Below are 350 nucleotides of genomic sequence, written 5' to 3'. Positions count from 1 at the left end.
ATCATGTAACCTGACCAGAGCATAACCCTTCTTTAGGGGATGAATGTTATTCAAGAACTACTGGTTGCCCACAGGAGAGGCTGCATAGGAAGCCAGGGCACTTAAGAGATAACAGGTAGCCCTACTATCGGATTGCCTGACATCTTCGGGAATGGGCTCACTGGCATTAAACAGAGGACGATTAGCCTCAGTGCGGACAAAGGCAGGTTCGGAACCTGTCAGATAATTCGCAAGGTTTTTGTCCGTAGTAAAAATATCCACCTGAGCCTCATCGGTTTTTTTCAGAGGTTCCGGCTTGGGTTGCAGGAAGGCAATGTCTTTTAGTGGCTTGTGATAAACCGGTGTCTCCC

At 48.0% G+C, this 350-nt stretch carries 1 protein-coding gene; it reads right to left on the bottom strand.

Annotated features, from left to right (window positions below):
- Positions 1-57 precede the first annotated feature (57 nt).
- Positions 58-350, bottom strand: a 293-nt coding sequence (locus CWC28_RS22120; protein ID WP_171038356.1) for a hypothetical protein, incomplete at its 5' end; no start/stop codon positions are given.

The sequence above is a fragment of the Pseudoalteromonas sp. S4492 genome (assembly GCF_005886115.1).
Classification (GTDB): Bacteria; Pseudomonadota; Gammaproteobacteria; order Enterobacterales; family Alteromonadaceae; genus Pseudoalteromonas; species Pseudoalteromonas gelatinilytica.
The sequence above is the reverse complement of the archived record's forward strand: the minus strand, read 5'-3'. Positions and strand labels throughout refer to the sequence as shown.